22 protein-coding genes are annotated in these 22,773 nt (G+C 59.8%); 21 read left to right on the top strand and 1 reads right to left on the bottom strand.

The window, feature by feature from the left end; all coding sequences use genetic code 11:
• Positions 1–2: 2 nt before the first annotated feature.
• Together RM533_RS04905 and RM533_RS04900 are read left to right on the top strand one after the other, a co-directional pair.
• Positions 3–818 (top strand): methyltransferase domain-containing protein, encoded by an 816-nt coding sequence (locus tag RM533_RS04905; RefSeq protein WP_311340176.1) that lies wholly within the window; start codon positions 3–5, stop codon positions 816–818.
• Positions 815–2,221: an NAD(P)H-dependent flavin oxidoreductase gene (locus RM533_RS04900; RefSeq protein ID WP_311340073.1), complete on the top strand. Its 1,407-nt coding sequence runs from the start codon at positions 815–817 to the stop codon at positions 2,219–2,221. The genes RM533_RS04905 and RM533_RS04900 overlap by 4 nt, the downstream gene beginning before the upstream one ends.
• A gap of 65 nt (positions 2,222–2,286) precedes the next feature.
• On the opposite strand, the gene RM533_RS04895 is transcribed toward RM533_RS04900, so the two are convergent.
• Positions 2,287–3,297, bottom strand: a complete 1,011-nt coding sequence (locus RM533_RS04895) for a 2-hydroxyacid dehydrogenase (protein ID WP_311340072.1) — start codon at positions 3,295–3,297, stop codon at positions 2,287–2,289.
• An 88-nt stretch (positions 3,298–3,385) separates the two neighbouring features.
• On the opposite strand from RM533_RS04895, the gene RM533_RS04890 reads away from it, so the two are divergent.
• The 19 genes from RM533_RS04890 to RM533_RS04800 all read left to right on the top strand — a co-directional run bounded on the left by RM533_RS04890 (position 3,386) and on the right by RM533_RS04800 (position 22,771).
• Complete coding sequence (locus RM533_RS04890; protein ID WP_311340071.1) at positions 3,386–3,973, top strand: SH3 domain-containing protein; 588 nt, start codon at positions 3,386–3,388, stop codon at positions 3,971–3,973.
• Between the two features lie 171 nt (positions 3,974–4,144).
• A complete protein-coding gene (locus RM533_RS04885; RefSeq protein ID WP_311340070.1) occupies positions 4,145–4,519 on the top strand; it encodes an NADH-quinone oxidoreductase subunit A in 375 nt (124 codons plus the stop codon).
• On the top strand, positions 4,510–5,115 hold the full coding sequence (locus tag RM533_RS04880; protein WP_311340069.1) for a NuoB/complex I 20 kDa subunit family protein: 606 nt from the start codon (positions 4,510–4,512) through the stop codon (positions 5,113–5,115). The genes RM533_RS04885 and RM533_RS04880 overlap by 10 nt, the downstream gene beginning before the upstream one ends.
• Positions 5,115–6,014 carry an NADH-quinone oxidoreductase subunit C gene (locus RM533_RS04875; RefSeq protein WP_311340068.1) on the top strand — a complete coding sequence of 300 codons (900 nt, stop codon included), beginning with the start codon at positions 5,115–5,117 and terminating at the stop codon, positions 6,012–6,014. The genes RM533_RS04880 and RM533_RS04875 overlap by 1 nt, the downstream gene beginning before the upstream one ends.
• Positions 6,011–7,222 carry an NADH-quinone oxidoreductase subunit D gene (locus RM533_RS04870; RefSeq protein ID WP_311340067.1) on the top strand — a complete coding sequence of 404 codons (1,212 nt, stop codon included), beginning with the start codon at positions 6,011–6,013 and terminating at the stop codon, positions 7,220–7,222. The genes RM533_RS04875 and RM533_RS04870 overlap by 4 nt, the downstream gene beginning before the upstream one ends.
• Positions 7,222–7,890: a complex I 24 kDa subunit family protein gene (locus RM533_RS04865; protein ID WP_311340066.1), complete on the top strand. Its 669-nt coding sequence runs from the start codon at positions 7,222–7,224 to the stop codon at positions 7,888–7,890. Before RM533_RS04870 ends, RM533_RS04865 begins: the two co-directional genes overlap by 1 nt.
• Positions 7,890–8,030: a hypothetical protein gene (locus tag RM533_RS04860; protein WP_311340065.1), complete on the top strand. Its 141-nt coding sequence runs from the start codon at positions 7,890–7,892 to the stop codon at positions 8,028–8,030. The genes RM533_RS04865 and RM533_RS04860 overlap by 1 nt, the downstream gene beginning before the upstream one ends.
• A gap of 157 nt (positions 8,031–8,187) precedes the next feature.
• Positions 8,188–9,480, top strand: a complete 1,293-nt coding sequence (gene nuoF, locus RM533_RS04855; protein ID WP_311340064.1) for an NADH-quinone oxidoreductase subunit NuoF — start codon at positions 8,188–8,190, stop codon at positions 9,478–9,480.
• A gap of 37 nt (positions 9,481–9,517) precedes the next feature.
• Positions 9,518–11,542 (top strand): NADH-quinone oxidoreductase subunit NuoG, encoded by a 2,025-nt coding sequence (gene nuoG / locus RM533_RS04850; protein WP_311340063.1) that lies wholly within the window; start codon positions 9,518–9,520, stop codon positions 11,540–11,542.
• Positions 11,539–12,588 carry an NADH-quinone oxidoreductase subunit NuoH gene (nuoH, locus tag RM533_RS04845; RefSeq protein WP_311340062.1) on the top strand — a complete coding sequence of 350 codons (1,050 nt, stop codon included), beginning with the start codon at positions 11,539–11,541 and terminating at the stop codon, positions 12,586–12,588. The genes nuoG and nuoH overlap by 4 nt, the downstream gene beginning before the upstream one ends.
• A gap of 361 nt (positions 12,589–12,949) precedes the next feature.
• Positions 12,950–13,435, top strand: coding sequence for an NADH-quinone oxidoreductase subunit NuoI (gene nuoI, locus RM533_RS04840; protein WP_311340061.1), 486 nt, complete (start codon positions 12,950–12,952; stop codon positions 13,433–13,435).
• A 27-nt stretch (positions 13,436–13,462) separates the two neighbouring features.
• Positions 13,463–14,080, top strand: a complete 618-nt coding sequence (locus RM533_RS04835) for an NADH-quinone oxidoreductase subunit J (protein WP_311340060.1) — start codon at positions 13,463–13,465, stop codon at positions 14,078–14,080.
• The gene (gene nuoK, locus RM533_RS04830; RefSeq protein WP_311340059.1) at positions 14,077–14,382 is read left to right on the top strand and encodes an NADH-quinone oxidoreductase subunit NuoK; all 306 of its coding nucleotides are present in this window, start codon (positions 14,077–14,079) and stop codon (positions 14,380–14,382) included. Before RM533_RS04835 ends, nuoK begins: the two co-directional genes overlap by 4 nt.
• Positions 14,383–14,389: 7 nt before the next feature.
• Entirely contained in the window at positions 14,390–16,453 is a 2,064-nt protein-coding gene (gene nuoL, locus RM533_RS04825; RefSeq protein ID WP_311340058.1) for an NADH-quinone oxidoreductase subunit L, read from the top strand.
• A gap of 19 nt (positions 16,454–16,472) precedes the next feature.
• Positions 16,473–18,026, top strand: a complete 1,554-nt coding sequence (locus RM533_RS04820; protein ID WP_311340057.1) for an NADH-quinone oxidoreductase subunit M — start codon at positions 16,473–16,475, stop codon at positions 18,024–18,026.
• Positions 18,026–19,492 carry an NADH-quinone oxidoreductase subunit NuoN gene (nuoN, locus tag RM533_RS04815; protein ID WP_311340056.1) on the top strand — a complete coding sequence of 489 codons (1,467 nt, stop codon included), beginning with the start codon at positions 18,026–18,028 and terminating at the stop codon, positions 19,490–19,492. The genes RM533_RS04820 and nuoN overlap by 1 nt, the downstream gene beginning before the upstream one ends.
• 13 nt (positions 19,493–19,505) lie before the next feature.
• A complete protein-coding gene (locus RM533_RS04810) occupies positions 19,506–20,276 on the top strand; it encodes a biotin--[acetyl-CoA-carboxylase] ligase (protein WP_311340055.1) in 771 nt (256 codons plus the stop codon).
• Positions 20,277–20,279: 3 nt separating this feature from the next.
• Positions 20,280–21,065, top strand: a complete 786-nt coding sequence (locus RM533_RS04805; RefSeq protein ID WP_311340054.1) for a type III pantothenate kinase — start codon at positions 20,280–20,282, stop codon at positions 21,063–21,065.
• Positions 21,062–22,771, top strand: coding sequence for a ribonuclease J (locus tag RM533_RS04800; RefSeq protein ID WP_311340053.1), 1,710 nt, complete (start codon positions 21,062–21,064; stop codon positions 22,769–22,771). The genes RM533_RS04805 and RM533_RS04800 overlap by 4 nt, the downstream gene beginning before the upstream one ends.
• The last annotated feature ends 2 nt before the right edge of the window (positions 22,772–22,773 follow it).

The raw sequence follows: 22,773 nt of genomic DNA, 5'->3' as shown, positions 1-22,773 counted from the left end.
CAATGGCAGCCGCGTCGGCATCTCTGCGGCGTTTCGCTGCAATTGTAGCGCTTGCATCCGCAACGGCGCTGCTGACCGCGTGCGAAATACGTGAGGCGGGCACTGACCGGCCGGCGTCGGCTCGCGCATTTCCAGAACCGGACAGACCGGTATCGCAAATCGGCAGCAACCGGTTTTCGACGGAACGTGCGCGGGATGAACGGAGCGAAGCGGCCATTGTCATGGAAATGGCTGATATCCGTCCCGGCATGACGGTTGCGGATATCGGGGCGGGCGAGGGGTATTACACCGTAAGACTGGCGGAACGGGTCGGCTCGTCCGGGCGCGTTCTGGCGCAGGACATCGACAGCGACACCGTCGACCAGCTTGGTCAGCGGGTCGAGCGCGAGCGTCTGGACAATGTTTCGATCAAGCTTGGGCGTCCGGACGATCCCGGTTTGCCCGCCGAGAGCTTCGACCGGATATTTCTGGTGCACATGTATCATGAAGTGGCTGAGCCTTACGCCTTCCTGTGGCGCCTTCATCCTGCACTGAAGGCAGGTGGCCAGATCATCGTGGTTGATGCTGACCGGCAGAGCGATGCGCATGGGATTGCGCCCAAGCTGTTGTTCTGCGAATTTCAGGCAGTGGGGTTCCGGTTGGCTGCTTTTAACCGCAGGCCTGATATCGCAGGATATTACGCCCGCTTCGAAAGCGCAGGCAACCGGCCGGAGCCGGACGAGATCAAGGCTTGCAGGCAGGACATTGCCGGATCGCGGATGAGGAACAATATGGCTGAAGCAACAATGCCGTCAGCCGGCAAGGACGTACCATCATGAGTTTCAAGGGTCTGGATCCGATCACCTATGGCGGGCGCGAAGTGTGGCCCTTGATCGAGGGAGGCAAGGGCGTTTCGGCCAGCAATCATGCCAGTTCGGGGGCATGGGCAGCGGCAGGCGGCATTGGCACGATCAGCGCGGTCAACGCCGACAGCTACGACGCGGAAGGCAAGATCATTCCGCAGGTCTATGAACAGATGACCCGCAAGGAGCGTCACGAGCAACTGATCCGCTATGCCATCGATGGGGGGGTCGAACAGGTGCAGCGCGCGCATGATATTGCTAGCGGCAAAGGCGCGATCAACATCAATGTCCTGTGGGAAATGGGCGGGGCGCAGGAAGTGCTGGAAGGCATCTTGTCACGTGTTGGCAGCCTTGTGACCGGCGTCACCTGTGGAGCGGGCATGCCCTACAAGCTTGCCGAGATCGCGCAGCGTCATAATGTGCACTATCTGCCCATCATCAGCAGCGGCAGGGCTTTTCGCGCCCTGTGGAAGCGTTCTTATTCCAAGATCCCCGATCTGCTTGCAGCAGTGGTATACGAGGACCCCTGGCTTGCAGGTGGACACAATGGTCTTTCCAATGCCGAGGATCCGCTAAAACCCGAAGATCCTTACCCGCGGGTCAAGGCTCTTCGCGATGTGATGACGGCCGAGGGAATTGCGCCTGAGGTCCCCATCGTCATGGCAGGCGGCGTCTGGTGTCTGCGCGAGTGGACCGACTGGATCGACAATCCGGAACTTGGCCGCATAGCATTCCAGTTCGGCACCCGACCCCTGCTGACAAAGGAAAGCCCGATTCCTCAGGAATGGAAAGATGCGCTGCGGACACTGGAACCGGGCGATATCCTGCTGCACAAGTTTTCGCCGACCGGATTTTACTCATCCGCTGTCCTGAACAGCTTTCTGCGCAATCTGCAGGCACGTTCGGAACGTCAGATCCCCTATTCACGGGTGGAAGCAGGCGAACACACCGTGCAACTCGACGTCGGCGTCAAGGGAAAGAACTTCTGGGTTACGCCCAAGGACCGTGCACGTGCGCACGAATGGGCAGCGCAGGGCCATGTCGATGCATTGAAAACACCCGACGATACGGTCGTGTTCGTCACGCCCGAAGAACGCGGCACGATTCGCGAGGATCAGGCTGCCTGCATGGGCTGCCTGTCGCATTGTGCCTTCTCGTCCTGGAAAGACCATGATGATTACACCACTGGGAGGCTTGCCGATCCACGCAGTTTCTGCATCCAGAAAACTCTGCAGGATATTGCCCATGGTGATCCGGTGGAGCAAAATCTGATGTTCGCGGGACATTCCGCTTTTCGGTTTCGCAAGGACCCGTTCTATTCCAACAATTACACGCCCACGGTGCAGGAACTGGTCGACAGGATCCTCATTGGCGACTGAAAGAGTTGATCAACCATGTCGTGCGCGGGCAAGATCCCCACGTTTGAGCGGATCGCGGGGTGCGTTCAGGTCCATCCTTCCAGAACCTGGTCGGGAGGCCGGTGTCCGTCGGCCCATACGCGTATGTTCGCGATAACCCTTTCGCCGGAAGCGGCACGACCTTCTTCGGTGGCGCTGCCGATGTGTGGCTGCGTCACGACATTGGGGTGGGAGAGCAGCCGCTCGTCCACCCGCGGCTCGCCAGGATACACGTCGAGACCTGCTCCCCATAACGCCCCGGCCTCAAGCGCAGTGATCAGCGCCTCATAATCGACGATATCGCCACGCGCGGTGTTTATCAGCACTGCGCCATCTTTCATCAAACCGATCTGCCTTTCACCTACAAGCTGGCGGCTTGTGGCGCTGGCCGGGCAATGCAGGGTGACAATGTCTGCTGCTGTGAGCAGTTCATCCAATGTCTCGCAATGGCTGGCGCCGAACATCCGCTCTACCGATTCGGGCAGCCGGCGTCGGTTGTGGTAGATGATCTGCATGCCGAACGCGCGCGCGCGATGAGCAACCGCCTGGCCAATGCGGCCCATGCCGACGATGCCGAGAACCTTGTCGCCCATGCGGCGGCCCAGCATCGCCGAGGGCGCCCAGCCGGTCCACAGATTGCGGCGCACGAGCATGGTCCCTTCGCGCATCCGGCGCATGACGCCGATCATCAGTGCCATGGTCATGTCGGCGGTATCGTCGGTGAAAACGCCGGGCGTGTTCGTGACGATGATGTGTCGTGATCGTGCGGCAGCCAGGTCGATGTGATCGGTGCCCGAACCATAGCTTGCAATGAGGCGAAGCCGTTGCGGCAACTGCGCGATCAGCTGCGCGTCGATCCTGTCTGTCACGGTTGGCACGATCACATCGGCATTCTGGCACCTGTGCAGGATCTCTGTGCGGGATAGTTCCCGATCGTCATCGTTGAGTGTCACATCGAACAGCTCTGCCATCCGGGTTTGCGTCTGCGGCATGAGAGTGCGCGTCACCACGACGCTGGGCTTGCCGGCAATGCGTCGCGGGGAGGGTTCGTTCGCCATGTCTGGGGAGCTAAAGCGCAGGACGGTGTGTGGTCAAGTGCTGTGAAGCTTGCGGCACAGGCGTGTCCTTGGCTATGCGCGAACAACCATGAACCTTCCCATCCCGCCCGCCCGTGCACTGATGGCCCGCGTATTCGCGGCCTTTGCAAAAGTGCGGGATTCCGCTGTCTGGATTTCTGCCGTCCCTGTTCCTGCCGTCCCTGTTCCTGCCGCGCGTGCGATGGCCATTGCGGCAGGTCTCGCCATCCTGCCGGCTCCTTCGCCTGCATTTGCTGCCGATGAAGTGCCTTACTGGGCGTCAGTGCGTGCAGAGCGGGCGAATGCCCGGTCCGGTCCTGGCCGCAATTATAAGGTGGAGTGGGTTTACCAGCGTGAAGATCTGCCGGTGAAGGTCGTGCGCAGGTTGAGCGGATGGCGGCTCATAGAAGATCCGGACGGAGATCGCGGTTGGATTGTCGCCCGCTTCCTGTCGGAAGATCGAACGGTAATTGTCACGCCTGGCGATCCGACACCCATCCGGGCCGGCCCGGATGCTGCTGCCCCGCTCCGGTGGAAGGCAGCGCCAGGCGTCGTCGGCAGCCTTGATGGATGCAGCGATGGCTGGTGCGCCATTGCGATCGGGGACTATCGTGGTTATATCAGCGCGGACCGGCTATGGGGTGATGGTGACCCCTGATCCGGCACCGGTTGGCAGCATGATTGCAACCGGTTCTGCTTGGCGACAATCCTGACAAGCCGCCTCTTGCGCGCGGTCAGGCCAATGCGTAGGGCGATCGTGTCGCATCAGTGCCGTTTGTCGTTATGATGCAGGGCATTGTCTGGTTCAGTCATTCTGGCGAGTCTTGTTTTGGTCGATCTTTCGCAATATCTGCCCATCCTGATCTTCATCGGGGTTGCCCTGGCGTTGTCGTCCCTGTTCGTGTTTCTGCCCATGGGCGTCGCACGGCTGACAGGAACGCACAATCCCGATGCCGAAAAGCTGTCCGAGTACGAGTGCGGCTTTCCCGCATTCGAAGACCCGCGCAGCCAATTTGATGTGCGCTTCTACCTTGTGGCCATCCTGTTCATCATTTTCGACCTGGAGGCTGCGTTCCTGTTCCCATGGGCGGTCAGCCTTGATGTGACCTTATGGGCTGGCTGGATCGGGATGATGGTCTTTCTCACGATACTCACAGTCGGCTTTGCCTATGAATGGAAGAAAGGTGCGCTGGAATGGGATTGAACGACACACCGCTCGCTGCCAGCCCCAGGACGCCGAACCCGCCCGGCTCGACTGTCACTGGCGCCGCGCACAATCCGGCCATTCACGGCGAACGGGCACCCGAAGGTGGCTATTTCAACGCCGTCAATGCCGAGGTTTCCGACAAGGGTTTTCTTGTCACCAGCACTGAGGATCTGTTTCAGTGGGCGCGCACCGGCAGCCTTTGGTGGATGACATTCGGGCTTGCCTGCTGCGCGGTCGAGATGATCCACGTCAACATGCCGCGCTATGACATGGAACGTTTCGGCGTCGCCCCGCGCGCCAGCCCGCGCCAGTCCGATGTGATGATCGTTGCCGGCACCTTGTGCAACAAGATGGCGCCTGCCTTGCGCAAGGTCTACGACCAGATGTCAGATCCCAAATACGTCATTTCCATGGGCAGCTGCGCCAATGGCGGTGGATATTATCACTACAGCTATTCGGTGGTGCGCGGCTGTGACCGGATCGTACCGGTGGATATCTACGTCCCCGGCTGTCCGCCCACGGCCGAGGCGCTCCTTTACGGCGTGATGCAATTGCAGCGCAAGATCCGCCGCGCCGGCACGGTGGAACGCTGATGGCGATTGTACATTCCGCTCCCCGCACCGCTCTCATTACCGGCGCGAGGGACACGCTTGCGGCCGCACTTGGCCCAATGCTGGTCGATGCACACGAGGAGCATGGCGAGATCCTGCTTTCGGTGCAGCGTGATGATTTGCCTGATGCTTTGCGGCTGCTGCGCGATGAGCACGCCTACCAGCAGTTGATGGAAATTGCGGGCGTCGATTACCCGCAGCGGGCCGATCGGTTCGAGCTGTGCTACTGCCTGCTGTCCCTGACGAAGAACCACCGTATCATCGTGAAGGTGCGCACTGACGAAGCGACCCCGGTGCCGACTGTCACGCATCTTTGGCCGAATGCGGGTTGGCTGGAGCGTGAAGTTTTCGACCTGTTCGGCGTGCTATTCGCCGGCAACACCGATTTACGTCGTATCCTCACTGATTATGGATTTGAAGGCCATCCGTTTCGCAAGGATTTCCCGCTGACCGGCTATACCGAGCTGCGTTATTCAGAGGACGAGAAGCGCGTTGTGTACGAACCGGTCGAGCTGGCGCAGGATCTGCGCCAGTTTGACTTTCTGAGTCCTTGGGAAGGCGCGGATTACGTCTTGCCCGGCGATGAAAAAGCGCCACCTGTCGAAGCAGAGACGCGCGGCGCCCCAAAAGTTGACGAGCCCAAGACCACAAGTGGGCCAGCGCAAACCGGCGCAGGTCCAAAGGCCGATGCAGAAGCGGCGCAAACGGTGAGTGCCGGTGGTCCGGCAAAGCAGGATGCTGGCGAGCGGCCCGTTGCACCCGATCCTACCGAGAGCCGGCCGCGGCAGGCACCAAGAGCGGGTACAACCCAGCGGACCGGCAGTGCGACCGAAGTGAAGCCAAGCGATCCGCGCGCCGATGCCGATGGAGACAGCGTGTGAGCCTGAGCCTTGAACAATCGCCGACCACCGGTGATGAGACGATTGCCAACTACACGATAAACTTCGGGCCGCAGCATCCGGCCGCGCATGGCGTGCTGCGCATGGTGATGGAGCTTGACGGCGAAATCATCGAGCGGGTCGATCCGCATGTCGGACTGCTGCATCGCGGCACTGAAAAGCTTATCGAGCACAAGACCTATCTTCAGGCGCTGCCCTATTTCGACCGGCTCGATTACTGCAGCCCGCTGTGCATGGAGCACAGCTATGTTCTCGCCATCGAAAAACTGCTGAACGTCGAGGTGCCGATCCGCGCGCAATATCTGCGCGTGCTGTTCGCCGAACTGACGCGGATTTCCAATCATCTGCTCAACATCGGTGCGCATGTCATGGATGTGGGCGCAATGACGCCCAATCTCTGGGTCTTCGAACTGCGCGAAGACTGCATGAACTTCTTCGAACGTGCGTCGGGTGCGCGCATGCACAGCGCCTGGTTCAGGCCTGGCGGGGTCCATCAGGATGTGCCGCTCAAGCTGCTTGCCGACATTGGTGACTGGATCGACACGCGCCTGCCGGAACTGTTTGGCGATGCGATGAGCCTGGTGGTGGACAATCGCATCTTCAAGCAGCGCAATGTTGATATTGCCAAAGTCAGCCGCGACGATGCCATTGCCTGGGGCTTTTCGGGGCCGATGATCCGAGCAGCAGGCATTGCGTGGGATCTGCGCAAATCGCAGCCATACGATGTTTATGACCGCATGGATTTCGAGATTCCTGTCGGCACCAACTCCGATTGTTATGACCGGTTCATGGTGCGGGTGGAGGAAGTTCATCAATCTGCGCGGATCATCCGCCAGTGTCTTGCTGAAATGCCAGCCGGGCCGGTTGCATCCGACGATCGCAAGGTCGCGCCTCCCAACCGGGCCGAGATGAAGCAATCGATGGAGGCGCTGATCCATCATTTCAAGCTGTATACCGAGGGGTTCCACGTGCCGGCGGGTGAAGTGTATGTCGCGACCGAAAGTCCTAAGGGCGAGTTCGGCGTCTATCTGATCTCCGACGGGTCGAACAAACCCTATCGCTGCAAGATCAGACCCACGGCATTTTCGCATCTTCAGGCAATGGATTTCATGTGCAAGGGTCACATGCTGCCTGATGCCACTGCGATCTTGGGCGCGATCGATGTCGTGTTCGGCGAGTGTGACCGGTAATGGCTGCGCGTCACATCGAAGCCGATACGCCGGAACTGCGCGCACGCTGGGGATCCTTTGCGTGGACGGATGAAAATGCCGCGCAGGCGGAAAAGATCATCGCACGCTACCCCGAAGGGCGGCAAAGATCAGCGGTGATGCCGCTGCTTGATCTTGCGCAACGGCAGGTCGGGGCGCAGACCGGAACGCAGGGATGGCTTCCCATTCCGGTGATGGAATATGTTGCCGACTGCCTCGCCATGCCTGCCATCCGCGTCGTGGAGGTCGCAACATTCTACACGATGTACAATCTTGCTCCGGTCGGAAAGTTTCACGTCCAGGTGTGCGGGACAACCCCGTGCATGTTGCGCGGATCGGATGCCGTCATGGCAACGTGCCGCGCGCGTGGCATGGCCGTGGGGCAGACGACACCGGACGGAATGTGGACCTTGACCGAGGTGGAGTGCCTTGGCAGTTGTGCGACGGCACCCATGGTGCAGATCAATGACGATAATTACGAGGATCTGACGCCGGAGCGGCTGGACGCGGTCCTGAATGCTCTGGCCGCCGGCACCACCCCCGAAGCCGGCACGCAGGAGCCCGGCCGGCATACGTCGGAGCCGGTGGGCGGACCGACAACGTTGCGCGAAATGGTCGATGCCAATCACGATTACCGGAGTGATTGGTGATGGAGCTTGTCCCCACGCTTCTGGTCGCGGCAGGCGCAGTCATCATCGTCTGGAAGTTCCTCAAAGGCGCATTCAAGACGCTGGCGCTGCTGTCGATCCTGCTTGCGGCGGCGTTGTTCGTGCTTGGCGGTCTGTCGTGATGGGGCGCAAACTTACCGCCCGTGGCGCATTGCTTCTGAACGGCATAATGGCCATGTGCGCTGCCGGTCGGTCGATCTTGGGATCGTCATGTCTCGCGACCGGGGAGCGCAGGATGGTGCGCTGCGGCTCTGAAAGATTGTGGCAAGGACAAGCGTGATGCTGGCGGACAAGGATCGCATCTTTACCAACCTTTACGGTTTTCAGGACTGGGGCCTGAAAGCAGCGCAGGCGCGGGGCGATTGGGATGACACCCGCGCACTCCTGGCGCGTGGGCAGGATGCCATCATCGACGAAATCAAGGCGTCGGGCCTTCGCGGGCGCGGCGGGGCAGGCTTCCCGACTGGTATGAAATGGTCCTTCATGCCCAAGGAAGCACGCGATGGGCGGCCCAGTTTCCTGGTCATCAACGCTGACGAATCCGAGCCCGGTTCATGCAAGGACCGCGAGATCATCCGCCATGATCCGCACAAGCTGATCGAAGGGGCGCTGGTCGCCGGCTTCGCCATGCGGGCGCGAGCGGCCTATATCTACATTCGCGGTGAATACATCCGCGAGGCCGAAGTGCTGTTCGCCGCCGTGCAGCAGGCCTATGACGCCGGGCTGATCGGCAAGAACGCCAGCGGTTCGGGCTATGACTTCGACGTGTTCGTCCACCGTGGCGCGGGCGCATACATCTGCGGCGAGGAAACCGCGATGATCGAAAGCCTCGAAGGGAAGAAGGGTCAACCTCGGTTGAAGCCGCCGTTCCCGGCGGGTGCGGGGCTTTACGGCTGCCCGACGACGGTAAACAATGTGGAATCGATTGCGGTTGCACCGACCATATTGCGGCGTGGCGCAGCCTGGTTCTCCAGTTTCGGGCGGGATAACAACAAGGGGACCAAGCTGTTCCAGGTTTCCGGCCATGTGGAGCGGCCGTGCGTCGTCGAAGAAGCGATGAGCATTCCGTTCAGGGAACTGATCGATAAGCATTGTGGCGGCATCCGCGGCGGCTGGGACAATCTGCTCGCGGTGATCCCCGGCGGATCTTCGGTGCCGCTGGTACCGGCAGCTGAAATCATGGACGCGCCAATGGATTTCGACGGGCTGAAGGCGCTGGGCTCCGGCCTTGGCACGGCCGCAGTGATCGTGATGGACCGCTCGACGGACATCGTGCGGGCGATCAGCCGCATTTCCTATTTCTACAAGCATGAAAGCTGCGGCCAGTGCACGCCGTGCCGCGAAGGCACCGGGTGGATGTGGCGCGTCATGGAACGGCTGCGCACGGGCGATGCGGCGGCAGAAGAGATCGACATGCTGTTTGAAGTCACCAAGCAGGTCGAAGGCCACACCATCTGCGCGCTGGGCGATGCAGCGGCCTGGCCGATCCAGGGTTTGATCCGCCACTTCAGGCCCGAACTTGAACGCCGCATCGCGCAACGCGGCGGCATCATTGCGGAGGCGGCGGAATGACCGCGCGCCTGTCCGAACAGCAAAGCCGAGCAGCATCATGCCGAATGTAACCGTAGATGGTCAGCAAATCGAAGTTCCCGATGGTGCCACCGTGCTCCAGGCGTGTGAGCTTGCCGGCAAGGAAATCCCGCGCTTCTGTTATCACGAACGGCTGTCGATTGCCGGCAATTGCCGCATGTGCCTGGTCGAGGTGAAGCCCGGCCCGCCCAAGCCGCAGGCGTCCTGTGCACTGCCCGCGGCCGAGGGTCAGGAGATCCGCACCGACAGCGAGATGGTGAAAAAGGCGCGCGAAGGGGTGATGGAGTTCCTGCTCATCAACCATCCGCTCGACTGCCCCATCTGCGATCAGGGCGGCGAATGCGACTTGCAGGATCAGGCGATGGCCTATGGTCGGGGCGCGTCGCGTTACCACGAGAACAAGCGGGCGGTGACCGAAAAATACATGGGTCCGTTGATCAAGACGATCATGACCCGCTGCATCCACTGCACCCGCTGCGTGCGCTTTTCCGAGGAGGTCGCCGGGGTCGACGAAATCGGCGCGCTGTATCGCGGCGAAGACATGCAGATTACCACCTATCTTGAACAGGCAGCGAAGCACGAGCTGTCCGCCAATGTGGTGGACCTGTGCCCGGTCGGCGCGCTGACCAGCAGGCCCTATGCATATGAAGCGCGTCCATGGGAGCTTAAAAAGGTGCCCGGGATCGACGTGATGGACGGCATCGGGTCCAACATCCGGATCGACAGCCGTGGGCGCGAGGTGCTCCGCATCCTGCCGCGCATCAATGATGACGTGAACGAGGAATGGCTGTCCGACAAGGCCCGTCATGCGCTGGACGGGTTGACCCGCCGCCGGCTCGATCGCGTCTGGATCCGCCGTGATGGCCGGTTGCACCCGGCCGATTGGAACGAGGCCTTCGCCATGATCCGCGATGCGCGTCCCGATGGCAGCATCGCCGCCGTGCATGGTGATCTTGTGGATTGTGAAACAATGTTCGCGGCGCGTGCATTGCTGTCGGCGCTTGGCTCTGACCTCATGGAGGGGCGTCAGAACGGCATGGCATACGACACTTCCGATCTGGGCGCACTCACCTTCAACACCACGCTTGCCGGCATCGAGACAGCCGATTGCGTGCTCGTCGTCGGCAGCCAGATCCGGCACGAAGCACCCCTGCTCAACGTGCGGCTGCGCAAGGCAGTAAAGCGTGGAGCCAAAGTGTTCATTGTCGGGCCGGAATGGGAGACGACCTATCCCGCATTGTTTATCGGCAATGATCTTGGCTGCCTCAATGACCCTGCGTCCGAACTTGCCGATGCGATGAAGAACGCAGCGCGTCCCGCGATCATCGCAGGCGGCGCGGCGCTTGCGCGCGGGGCGCTCGGCCCACTTCTGGCGCTGGCGGGCAAATGGAACCTTGTGCGCGACACAGACGCCGGCGACAGGTGGAACGGGTTCAATGTGCTGCACGTGCCTGCCGCACGCATGGGCGGGCTGATGCTTGGCTATGCGCACCGGGACGGGCTTGCAGGCATTGCCGCTGCCCGACCACGGGTGCTGCTGTCGCTTGGCGCGGATGAGATGGATTACGCGCCGTTTGCCGACAGCCTGAAGGTTTATGTCGGTCATCACGGCGACAGGGGTGCGCATGCGGCCGATGTCATTCTTCCCGGTGCCGCCTACACTGAAAAGCACGGCACTTTCGTCAATATCGAAGGCAGGGTCCAGCGTTCCGAGAAGTCGGTCTTTGCCCCCGGTGATGCGCGTGAGGACTGGACTATCTTTCGCGCACTTGCCGACGTCCTCGACGTGAATGTCGGATTTGACAGCTTCGCCCAATTGCGCACCGCCCTGCACGATGCTGTACCTGAGCTTGGCAAAGAAGGTCTAATCGGGTTCGGTGATGGATCATTGCCCTCAGGCAGCGGTGATGCGGCAGGCTTGATCGAGGCTTATCCGGTCAGGGATTACTATCTCACCAACGTGATCTGCCGCGCCAGTCCCACGATGCAACAATGTTCGGCAGAGCTTCTCCACGACGCGCCGATGGCGGAGGCCGCCGAATGACCAGCTTCTTCCATGATCTTGGCATGTCCTATGGTTGGGCGTGGTTCCTGGCGACTTTTGCCGGCATCCTGCTGATCGCCCTTCCGCTGATGCTCGGCGTTGCAATGGTCATCTATGCTGACCGTAAGATCTGGGCTGCAATTGCGCTGCGCCGCGGCCCTAACGTGGTCGGTCCATTTGGCCTGCTGCAAAGCTTTGCCGATGGATTGAAAGTATTCCTGCAAGAAACCATCGTGCCGTCGGCGGCAAACAAGGGCCTGTTCCTCATTGCACCGATCCTTACTTTCGCTGTCGCATTGCTGGCATGGGCAGTGATACCGTTCGGGCCAGGCATGGTGTTGGCAGATATCAATATCGGCCTGCTGTACGTGCTCGCGATCAGTTCGCTTGGCGTTTACGGCGTGATCATCGCAGGCTGGGCATCCAACTCGAAATATCCCTTCTTTTCCGCCTTGCGGGCAGCCGCGCAGATGATCTCCTACGAGGTATCGATCGGGTTCATCCTTATCTGCGTAATCCTTTATGCCGGCACCAGCAATCTGAACGGCATCATCCTGGCGCAGGTCGGGCACGGGTTTGGCATCGTGAACGGCTTTGTGTCCAACCTGCTGCTGTTCCCGATGTGGGTGCTGTTCCTGATATCGTCGCTGGCCGAAACCGCACGGGCGCCATTCGACCTGACCGAAGCGGAATCTGAGCTGGTCGCCGGCTATCAGACCGAATATTCCTCGATGAGCTTTGCGCTGTTCTGGCTTGGCGAATACGCAAACGTTCTCCTGATGTGTGCGCTCAATGCCATTCTGTTTTTTGGTGGCTGGTTGCCGCCGCTCAATATAGATCTCATCCCCTGGTTCGACATTCCGGGTATCTTCTGGTTCCTGGGCAAGATCCTGTTCTTCTTCTTCATCTTCAGCTGGATCAAGGCGACGGTGCCCCGGTTCCGCTACGACCAGCTCATGCGTCTTGGCTGGAAGATATTCCTCCCACTCAGCCTCGGATTTGTTATCCTGACATCGGGCTGGCTGATGATCACGAGGTATGGGTGAGAGGCTCTTGTTTAGCTATGGTTTTGGTGCCGGCAGCTTTGATCACAAGCTCTTGTTCTGAAGAAGGATCGATTCATAAGAACGTTTTCAACAGGGACGCAGCCGAGCTAAAAGGCAACCAGATTGGCCGCTACAAGTTCTATCCTAGTGACGGAGAGATGCCTCCCCTTTTGCTAGATAGTGCTACCGGATGCATCGAAGCGTTTTATAGTGTCGAGATCACTGGTGAGCAGATTGAACGTTGGTGGCGGCGATATGAAGATGGAAGTATACCTTCAGTGGTGCACCATGTAGGCGTTAAGGGTAGTGAAAAAGTGCTTACGCCACCCCAAAGGTGCCATGCTACGAAAGACTTCAATTGATGACAGTTACACAGCTCATCAAGAGCTTCACCTTGTGGGAATTTCTCAAGGCGCACGCCCTTACGCTGAAGTATTTTTTCAAGCCCAAGGTCACGATCAACTACCCCTTCGAAAAAAGTCCCTTGTCGCCGCGGTTCAGGGGAGAGCATGCACTGCGCCGCTACCCCAATGGGGAAGAGCGGTGCATTGCCTGCAAATTATGCGAAGCCGTCTGCCCCGCTCAGGCAATCACCATCGAGGCAGAACCGCGCGAGGATGGATCGCGCCGCACGACGCGCTACGATATCGATATGACCAAGTGCATCTATTGCGGTTTTTGTCAGGAAGCGTGCCCGGTCGACGCCATTGTCGAAGGTCCGAACTTTGAATATGCCACTGAAACGCGCGAGGAATTGCTCTACGACAAGGCCAAGTTGCTGGCAAATGGGGACAAGTGGGAACGTGCGCTTGCCGCAAACCTTGAAGCGGACGCGCCCTACCGCTAGGAGCGCGGCGCGGGAGCACCAGAAGCAATGATCCAGACCCTTGCCTTTTACCTGTTTGCGGTGCTGCTGATTGCATCCGCAGTGTTCGTCATCATGGCGCGCAATCCAGTGCATTCCGTGCTGTGGTTGATCCTGTGCTTCTTCAATGCAGCTGGTCTCATGGTGCTCGTCGGGGCCGAGTTCATCGCCATGCTGCTGGTGATCGTCTATGTCGGTGCAGTCGCTGTCCTGTTCCTGTTTGTGGTCATGATGCTCGACATCGATTTTTCCGAATTGCGCGGTGGCTTCATCAAGAATTTTCCGCTGGGAGTAGCGCTGGCCCTCGTGCTGCTGGCGGAACTGGTGCTCGGCATCGGCGCATATGGCGCAGGTGGTGTCGTTCTTGGCGTGCCCGATGGCGCGGCCGCACCGCTGATCGGGCAGAGCAACATCGAGTCGCTCGGCATCCTGCTTTACACCCGCTATCTGTTTCTGTTCGAAGCGGCGGGCCTTATCCTGCTGGTTGCGATGGTCGGCGCAATTGTCCTCACGCTTCGCCACCGAGCCGATGCTAAGAAGCAGAACGTATCGGCCCAGATCGCACGCCGTCCTCAGGACGCGACGTTCAACGCCCGTCCGCCAGTTGGTCAAGGTGTAAAGCTGTGATCGGAATAGAACATTACATCACGGTCAGCTCGATCCTGTTCGTGCTGGGCGTGCTGGGTATCTTCCTCAACCGCAAAAACATCATCGTCATTCTCATGGCGATCGAGTTGATGCTTCTGGCTGTGAACATCAACCTGGTGGCATTCAGCGCTTTTCTGAACGACATGACAGGCCAGGTGTTCGCGATGTTCGTCCTGACCGTTGCGGCCAGCGAGGCGGCTATCGGTCTTGCCATCCTGGTGATCTACTTCCGCAGCCGCGGGACGATTGCAGTCGATGACGTCAACCGCATGAAGGGATAGACGGCACGTGTCCTCGATTATCGTCATCACGTTCCTGCCGCTGCTGGCAGCAATCGTTGCCGGCCTGGGCAATCATGCGCTGGGTCGCACGGGCGCAAAGCTGATTACGACAGGTGCGCTTTTCGTCTCCTGCGCTCTGTCTTGGCCGGTGTTTCTTGCCTTTATATCCGGGGACGCTGCCGCATATGTCGTTCCGGTGCTCAAATGGGTGCAGTCGGGTGACATGGCGTTTGACTGGGCGCTGCGCGTAGACACGCTGACGGCAATCATGCTGGTCGTGATCACTACCGTGTCTGCGCTGGTTCACCTCTACAGCTGGGGCTACATGGACGAGGATCCGGATCAGCCCCGTTTCTTTGCCTATCTCTCGCTGTTCACCTTTGCCATGTTGATGCTGGTGACCGCCAATAATCTGGTGCAGATGTTCTTCGGCTGGGAAGGTGTCGGATTGGCCTCCTACCTCCTGATTGGGTTCTGGTTCCGCAAACCATCCGCGGCTGCTGCTGCAATCAAGGCGTTTGTCGTGAACCGCGTTGGCGACCTTGGTTTCATGCTCGGGATTTTCGGCACTTTTCTGGTGTTCGGCACGGTGTCCATACCCGAAATCCTGGCGGCCGCTCCGGCAATGGCAGGGTCCACCATCGGCTTTCTTGGCATGCGGCTGGATACAATGACTATCCTGTGTCTGCTGCTGTTCATCGGCGCAATGGGCAAGTCGGCCCAGCTTGGCCTTCACACCTGGCTTCCTGACGCGATGGAAGGCCCGACGCCGGTGTCCGCGCTGATCCATGCGGCAACAATGGTCACGGCAGGAGTGTTCATGGTATGCCGCCTGTCGCCGATGTTCGAGGCCGCGCCATCAGCGCTCGTGTTCGTGACGGTGATCGGTGCCGCCACCTGCATCTTCGCCGCGACGATCGGGACGACGCAGACCGACATCAAGCGGGTGATCGCCTATTCCACCTGTTCACAGCTTGGTTACATGTTCTTTGCAGCAGGTGTCGGCGCCTATGGTGCCGCGATGTTCCATCTGTTCACCCATGCCTTCTTCAAGGCGCTTCTGTTCCTTGGCGCAGGATCGGTAATCCATGCGATGCATCATGAACAGGACATGCGGTATTTTGGCGGATTGAGAAAGAAGATCCCGCTGACTTTCTGGGCCATGCTGGCAGGCACGCTTGCGATCACCGGCGTCGGCATCCTGGGTGTCTTCGGTTTTGCCGGCTTCTATTCCAAGGATGCGATCCTCGAAGCGGCCTTCGCGGCCGGAACTGATGTGTCGATGCTGGCGTTCGGGCTTGGCGCATTTGCTGCCTTACTGACCAGTTTTTACAGCTGGCGGCTGATGTTCCTCACCTTCTGGGGCACGCCCCGGTGGAACCAGTCAGAGCATGTACGCCACGCGGTGCATCATGGTGCTGATGATCCGGATGAGGCCAATCCGGCGCGGCAGGAAGATGCTGGCCATGATCCGCATGGACCGGTGCTTGCGACCGATCGGGCCATGGATGGCACGGCGGGTTATCATCCGCATGAAAGCCCCTGGACGATGCTTGTGCCACTTGCCATCCTGTCGATCGGAGCAATTTTCGCAGGTTTTGTTTTCCAGCCCGCTTTCATCGACAGCGCTGCCTTCTGGCAGAACAGCATTATCTATGATGAACATCTTGTGCACGCGATGCATGCCGTGCCGCTGTGGGTCAAGCTGACGCCGTTCATCGTCATGGCCATCGGCCTGTTCATTGCCTGGAACAATTACATCCGCGATCCTGATGCACCCGCCCGGTTCGTGGCGCGCTTTCATCCGATCTATGTATTTGTGAAAAACAAATGGTACTTCGACGAACTGTACGACCGCGTGTTTGTGAAACCGGCCTTTCGTATCGGGCGTGTGTTCTGGAAAGGTGGTGACGTGGGAACGATCGACCGATTCGGGCCTGACGGTGCAGCTTCTCTCGTTTCGGCTGGAACGCGCTATGCTGCGCGGGTGCAGTCGGGATATCTCTACAGCTATGCGCTGGTGATGCTGCTTGGTTTGGTGGCTGGCATCACCTGGGCTATCGTGCGTTAAGGCGGGGCTGGTCAACACAATGAACGGTTTTCCCATCCTGTCCATCATGCTGGTCGTGCCGCTCCTTGGCGCGATTGCCTGCCTGTTTTCGCAGGCTGCGACTGCGCGTCGCATCGCGCTTGTTACCACGCTGATCAATTTCGTGCTCGGGGTTATTCTCTGGGCCAATTACGACATCGACGACGCACAATGGCAGTTTACGGAGCGGGCCGATCTGTTCGCTGGCTTCTCCTATGCGCTGGGCATCGATGGCATCGCCCTTATGCTGATCATGCTGTCGGTTTTTCTGATGCCGGTGTGCATCGGGGCCAGCTGGCTGTCGATCAAGACCCGCGTAGGCGAGTACATGGCTGCGTTCCTGCTGATGGAAATGCTGATGATCGGCGTCTTCGCAGCGCAGGATCTGTTCCTGTTCTATATCTTCTTTGAAGCGGGTCTCATCCCGATGTATCTTATCATCGGTGTGTGGGGCGGCGACAATCGAATCTACGCTTCCTACAAGTTCTTCCTTTATACGCTGCTCGGCTCCGTGTTGATGCTGATCGCGATGTTCTGGATGGCGAACGAGGCGGGCACCACGTCCATTCCGGCGTTGATGGTTCACGACTTTCCGGCCGGGGCGCAAACCTGGCTGTGGCTGGCATTCTTTGCCAGCTTTGCAGTCAAGATGCCGATGTGGCCGGTGCACACCTGGCTGCCCGATGCCCACGTGCAGGCACCGACGGCCGGCTCGATCATCCTGGCCGGCGTGCTGCTAAAGATGGGCGGCTATGGCTTCATCCGCTTTTCGCTGCCGATGCTGCCGGAAGCTTCCGGCGAACTGGCCTGGCTGGTCTTTGCGTTGTCCATGATCGCCGTGGTTTATACCAGCCTGGTGGCGCTGGTGCAGCATGACATGAAGAAGCTCATCGCCTATTCCTCGGTTGCCCATATGGCGATCGTGACCGGGGCGCTGTTCTCTTTCAATGTCGTGGGACTGGACGGAGCCATGATCGTCATGCTCAGTCATGGTCTCGTGTCGGGCGCCTTGTTCCTGTGCGTCGGCATCATCTACGACCGGCTGCATACCCGCGAGATTGACCGCTATGGCGGCCTTGCGATTAACATGCCGCGATATGCCGTATTCTTCCTCCTGTTCACCATGGCTTCGATCGGCTTGCCCGGCACCAGTGGCTTTGTCGGGGAGTTCCTCAGCCTCGCCGGCATGTATGCCGTTTCGAGCTGGCTTGCCTTTGTTTGCACCACCGGCATCATTCTTGGGGCTGCATACATGCTTTACCTTTACCGCCGTGTGGTTTTCGGCGTGTCGCGCAACCCGGACGCAGCCGCATTACCCGACCTTGACCGGCGCGAATGGGCCATGTTGGTGCCGCTGGCCGCAGTGACCCTGTGGATGGGCGTCTATCCTGAAAGCTTTCTCGCTCCGATGCGTGCTGACATCCGCTGGCTGAACGAAAGGCTGGCGGTCGCTTCACCTGCAGGCGATGCAAAGCTGATGATGCCGGCAAGCAATGGCCCGCCGAGTGGGTTGCCTGCAACTGTGCAGCGTGTTCCTGTGCAGGAGGCGCACTGATGGAAACCTACGGACACTCACTGAATCTGATCGCTGCAGAGCTGGTGCTGATGGTGTCGGCGTTGGTCCTGCTGCTGGTGACAGCCTGGATTGGCGACAAGGCTTCGCGGTCGATCTCGATCATTGCCGTAGGCGTGCTTGCCGTATGCGCCATCATCACCGTTCCGGCTTTGGCACAAGGAGCCGGTGGCCTCGACCGGGTGGCGTTCATGGGACAGTTCACTGCCGACGCTTTTGCTGCCTTTGCCAAGCTGCTCATCTACATATCAGCCGCAGTGGCCCTGATCGTGGCACCCGCCTTCTTCGGCCGAGTGGGAGCGATGCGGGCGGAATATCCCGTGCTCATCCTGCTGGCGGTGCTGGGCATGAACATGATGGTTTCCGCCACTGATCTGATGACCTTGTACATTGGTCTGGAACTCAACAGCCTCACTGCGTATGTTCTGGCCGCATTCCTGCGCACCGATGAACGCTCCGCGGAGGCCGGGCTGAAGTACTTCGTGCTTGGCGCACTTGCCAGCGGCATCATCCTGTTTGGCATGAGCCTGACATATGGCTTCACCGGCAGCACGGATTTTGCCGTGGTGCGCCTTGCCCTCACCGGTCCCTTGTCAACAGGCGCGCTGTTCGGGATCATCTTTGTCTTTGCAGGGCTGGCTTTCAAGATCAGTGCAGTGCCGTTCCACATGTGGACGCCGGACGTGTACGAAGGCGCACCAACGCCTGTGACCACGTTCTTTGCCACCGCCCCCAAGGTTGCGGCGCTGGCGCTTACGATGCGGGTGGCGTTCGATGCCTTTGGCGAACAGGCAGGTGCGTGGCAGCAGATCATCATTTTCATGGCGCTGGCGTCAATCATCGTCGGGGCGCTCGGTGCGATCGGGCAGGTGAACATCAAGCGTTTGCTCGCCTATTCCTCCATCAACAATGTCGGGTTCCTGCTCATCGGTCTGGCGACCGGAACCGCCGAAGGTGCATCGGCGATGCTCGTTTACCTGGTGATCTACGTGTTCATGTCGATTGCCGGGTTTGTCGTGGTCCTGATGCTGCGTGACGACGAGGGCCGGCCCATCGAAGCGATCGCCGATCTTGCCGGTCTGTCGCAGGCTCGACCCGCGCTAGCCTGGGCTTTGCTGGCCGTCATGTTCAGCCTGGCGGGCATTCCGCCGCTATTCGGGTTCTGGGCCAAGTTTGTGGTATTCCAAGCAGCAGTCAATGCAGATCTGATCGTTCTGGCTGCCCTGGGCATCGCAGCCAGCGTGATCGGCGCTTTTTACTACATCAAGATCGTGAAGGTTGCTTTCTTCGACGCTCCTAGCGGACGCAATGCCACTGGCGCTCCTGTCTCGCACAAGGTGTTGCTGCTGCTCAGCTGTCTGATCATTTCACCGCTGGGATATTTGCTGACCCCATGGTTGGGTGCGTTAGCAGACAAGGCATCATCATCGCTGTTCTTTGTCGTCTGATCCGGGGGCGCAGGTGGCTGCTGCGCCAGTCCTTGAAATCGTTGGTAGCATTGGCTCAACCAATGCCGAAATGCTCGACCGGCTCAGGTCGGCCGAGCAGCCGGTCGAGAACCACTGGCTCATAGCAGATCGGCAGACCGCAGGGCGGGGTCGGCTGGGCCGTGAATGGCATGATGGCGCGGGCAATTTCATGGGCTCGACCGCTATCGTTCGCGAACCCGCCGATCCACCGATGCAAACCCTGGCTCTGGTTGTTGGCATCGCTGTGTTCGACGCTGTAGCCAGCCTGGTGCCGTGCAGCGATGGGCTGGCGCTTAAATGGCCCAACGATCTGCACTGGCGCGGTGCCAAGCTTGCCGGCATTCTCGTTCAGGCGAGTGACAATGTGGCGATTGTCGGGGTGGGGATCAATCTGCGCACCGCACCATCGCTGCCCGACCGACGCACTGCTGCGCTTGTTGAAATAGGCGGCACGGGTGATCGGGATCTGGTCGCACGGACAGTGGCGGTGCAGGTGGCGCGGCAGGTTCTTGTCTGGCGCCGCTCAGGCTTTGCTGCCATGACTGATGCGTGGCTCGAACGCGGCCCGGCAGCGCAGACGCCGATCATCGTTTCCGAGGCTTCCGGCAACGGCGTCGTGTCGGCAGGCACCGGAACTTCGGCAGGGACGACGGGCACCACCGGATTGTTCCACGGGGTTGCACCGGACGGAGCCCTACTGCTGCAAATGCCCGATGGTACGGTCAGAGCGGTTCACTCGGGCGAAATAGAAGAAGGACGCTGATCGATGCTGCTTGCGATCGATGTCGGGAATACCAATATCGTCTTTGCGCTGATGAAGGAAGGCAAGGTCTGCACGCGCTGGCGACTTGCAACCGACGCGCGCCGCACCGCTGATGAGTATGCTGTCTGGCTCATGCAGCTTTTTGGCCTGGAAGGATACGATTTCAAAGCAATCGAACAGGTCATTGTGTCGACCGTGGTGCCTGCCGCAAGGCACAACATTGCAGTTCTTGCAAAGAAATACTTCAGTGTACCAGCCTGGTTTGCAGGAGAAGGCGCTGCCTCCTGGACAATCGCGATTGATGTGGATGAGCCTGGATCGCTTGGCGCCGATCGTGCCGTGAACGCAATTGCGGCGCATGAACGGGTGGCAGGCGATCTGATCGTGATTGATTTCGGCACTGCCACCACGCTTGATGTGGTCGATTTTGGCGGCGCATACAAAGGCGGTATCATCGCGCCTGGCATCAATCTTTCGCTCGATGCCTTGATCAATGCAGCGGCGCGCTTGCCGCGCATCGCGATCGAAGCGCCGACACAGACTGTCTCTGTCATCGGCCGCAACACCGAGGCGCAGATGCACATCGGTGTGTACTGGGGCTATGTCGCGATGCTGGAGGGGCTGGTGGCGCGTTTGAAGAAGGAAATCGGCCGTCCGGCCAAGGTTATCGCGACAGGCGGCCTTGCCATCCTGTTCGACAAGCATACGCAAATCTTCGACCTTGTTGAGGTTGATCTTACTCTACATGGGCTCGCGCTGTTGGCAGACCGGGCCGGAAAGCAGACATGACACCGAAAAACGAACTTCTTTTCCTTGCCCTTGGCGGCTCCGGCGAAATTGGCATGAACGTCAATCTTTATGGCTGTGACGGCAAGTGGCTCATGGTCGACCTTGGCATGACTTTTGCCGATCCGGGATATCCCGGAGTCGATCTGGTCTTCGCTGACCTGGAGTTCATCGAGGAACGGGCAAAGGACCTTGCCGGCATTGTCCTGACGCATGCGCATGAGGATCACATCGGCGCGATACCCTATTTCGCGGCCGAGCTGAAGGTGCCGCTTTATGCAACACCTTTTACCGCCGAACTCATCCGGCTCAAGCTGGAGGAGGCGGGGCTGGTAGACGAGGTCGAACTGATCATCATTGATCATCTTGATGCCTTTGACGTGGGGCCCTTCAACGTGCGCTACGTGCCGCTTGCGCATTCCATCGCCGAAGGCAACGCGCTGGTCATTGACACTCCTTATGGCCGGGTGTTCCATACCGGTGACTGGAAGCTCGACGAGGATCCGCAGGTCGGCGTCCCCAGCACTCCTGAAGAATTGCGCAGGATTGGCGAGGATGGCGTGCTGGCGCTGGTCTGTGATTCCACCAACGTTTTCAATCCGGCGGCATCGGGGTCCGAAGGTGCCGTGCGTGTCGCGCTGGAACGCGAGGTGACAAAGCACGCCGGCAAGCGCGTCCTTGTCACGACTTTTGCGTCCAATGTTGCACGACTGCAGACGCTTGGCCGGGTCGCGATCGAAAGCGGGCGCCAATTGTGTGTTGCCGGCCGGTCACTTGACCGGATCATCGGTGTAGCCAAGGGGGCGGGTTATCTTCAGGATTTCCCCGATACCATCAGCTTCGATGAAGCGATGGACCTGCCACGCGGCGATGTGCTGATCATTGCCACCGGCGGGCAGGGGGAGCCGCGCGCCGCGCTTGGCCGGATTGCAGCCAACAATCACCCGTTGAAGCTTAGCGAGGGAGATGTGGTCCTGTTTTCCAGCCGGCAGATCCCCGGTAACGAGCTTGCCATCGGCTACATCATGAACCAGCTTGCGGCCAAGAATATCGAGATGGTTACCGACCGGCAGGAGTTGATCCATGTATCGGGTCATCCCGGCCGACCGGAGCTGGAAACGCTGTATGGGTGGCTGAAGCCTCAAATACTGATCCCCGTTCATGGCGAAACGCGTCACATGCGAGAGCAGGCGAGCGTCGGGCGCGAAGCCGGCATTCCCAAGGCGATCGTGCAGGGCAATGGCGACATCATTCGCCTGGCACCCGATGGTCCCGAGAAGATCGGCGAGGCGCGTACCGGCCGCCTGTTGCTCGATGGGGACATCATCATCCCGGCAGACGGCGAGGCGATAGCAATGCGGCGTCGGTTGGCGCAGAACGGTCATGTGACGATTGTGCTGCCACCTGCTGGATCGCACGTCCCTGCCCTTGTCAACGCCGTCGGCCTGCCGCTCGAGGAAGACATGGCCGAGTTCGTTGCAGAAACGCAGGCGGACGTGGCCAAGGTGATGAAGCGCCAGGAAAATGGTGGTCGAGGCAAGCCCGCGCGGCAGCGCGGCGGTAGCGGTGGAAGCAAGGGCAGGGATGCCTCAGGCGGATCGGGCCAGAACGCGCTCCACGAAGCGGTTCGGCTGGCAGCGCGGCGGGCAGCACGGCGTTGGTCCGGCAAGAATCCGCAAGTGGCGGTGCTCACCATGGATGCCGGATAGGT

Origin of the sequence: Croceicoccus esteveae, from assembly GCF_031846435.1 — a bacterium.
Classification (GTDB): Bacteria; Pseudomonadota; Alphaproteobacteria; order Sphingomonadales; family Sphingomonadaceae; genus Croceicoccus; species Croceicoccus esteveae.
Note: the sequence above shows the minus strand (reverse complement) of the source record. Positions and strands in the feature narration are given on the sequence as shown.